This is a genomic window from Streptomyces atratus (genome assembly GCF_014648655.1).
Lineage (GTDB): Bacteria > Actinomycetota > Actinomycetes > Streptomycetales > Streptomycetaceae > Streptomyces > Streptomyces atratus.
This window is the reverse complement of sequence record NZ_BMRN01000168.1, coordinates 1-1,629: the sequence shown is the minus strand read 5'-3', so window position 1 is coordinate 1,629 and position 1,629 is coordinate 1. Positions and strand designations below refer to the sequence as shown.

1 protein-coding gene is annotated in these 1,629 nt (G+C 72.2%); it reads left to right on the top strand.

From position 1 onward, the window contains the following. Positions 1–1,629 (top strand): condensation domain-containing protein (locus tag IEZ15_RS43870; RefSeq protein WP_229846606.1); only part of this gene is annotated, 1,629 nt, incomplete at both ends.

Here is a 1,629-nt window from a genome sequence, read left to right as displayed (position 1 = left end):
GCCTGCCCGAATACATGGTCCCGTCCGCCGTGGTCGCCCTCGACGCCCTGCCGCTGACGGTCAACCGCAAACTCGACCGCAAAGCCCTGCCCGCCCCCGACTACCCGGCGGGCACGGCGGCCGGACGGGGCCCGTCCAACATCCGCGAGGAACTCCTGTGCGGTGTGTTCGCCCAGGTCCTCGGCGTGCCCAGGGTCGAGGCCGACGACGACTTCTTCGCCCTCGGCGGCCACTCGCTCCTCGCGGTGCGCCTGGCCGGCCGGGTGCGGGCGGTCCTCGGCGTGGACCTCGACATCCGGGTCCTGTTCGACGCCCCGACCGTCGCCGGACTCGCCGCCGAACTGGACGGCGCCGACGACGCCCGCCTCGCGCTCACCGCGGGCGAGCGCCCGGAGCGGGTGCCGCTCTCCTTCGCCCAGCAACGCCTCTGGTTCATCCACCAGTTGGAGGGCGCGAGCGCCACCTACAACATCCCGATCGCCCTGCGCATGGCCGGAGACGTCGACGCCCGGGCCCTCGGACTCGCCCTGCGCGACGTGATCGGACGGCACGAGGTGCTGCGCACCGTGTACCCGACGGCCGACGGCAAGCCCTACCAGCGCGTCCTGCCCCTCGACGAGATGGACTGGCGGCTCACGGTCACCCCGGTCGCCCCGGAGGCCCTGGCCGACGCGGTGAAGGAAGCCTCGGAGTACGAGTTCGACCTGGAGGCCGACGTCCCGATCCGGGCCTGGCTGTTCGAGACGGGGGCCGACGAGCGCGTGCTGCTCGTCGTCGTCCACCACATCGCGGGCGACGGCTGGTCCTGGGCACCGATGGCGGACGACCTGTCCACCGCGTACGCGGCGCGCGGCGCGGGCCGGGTGCCCGAGTGGGAGCCGCTGCCGGTCCAGTACGCGGACTACGCGCTGTGGCAGCGGGAGCTCCTTGGCGACGAGAACGACGATGAGAGCCTGATTTCACGTCAGATCGCCTACTGGCGGCAGTCGTTGGCCGGATCGCCCGAGGAGCTGGTGCTCCCTGTCGACCGGACGCGGCCCGCCGTAGCCTCCCACGTGGGCCACGCCGTGCCGCTGGAGATCCCGGCCGAGGTGCACGCGCAACTGGTGAAGGTGGCCCGCGCCGAAAGCGTGACCACGTTCATGGTCCTCCAGGCGGCGCTCGCGATGACCCTGTCGCGCCTCGGGGCAGGCACGGACATCCCGATCGGCTCGGCGAACGCCGGCCGCACCGACGTCGCCCTGGACGACCTGGTCGGGTTCTTCATCAACACCCTGGTCCTGCGCACCGACCTGTCCGGCGACCCCACGTTCCGGGAGGTCCTCGGCCGGGTCCGCAAGACGAGCCTGTCGGCCCTGGCCCACCAGGAGGTGCCGTTCGAGCGCCTCGTGCAGGAGCTGGCGCCCTCCCGCTCGATGGCCCGACACCCGCTGTTCCAGGTCCAGTTGGTCCTCCAGAACAACGCCGAGTCCGTGCTCGACCTGCCGGGCGTGCGGGCCGGCAGGATGTCGGCAGGGACCCCGATGGCCAAGTTCGACCTGGACGTCATCGTGGGTGAGGCGTTCGACGACGACGGTCACCCGGCCGGGGTGCGCGGCTTCGTCACCGCCGCTGCTGACCTGTTCGAAC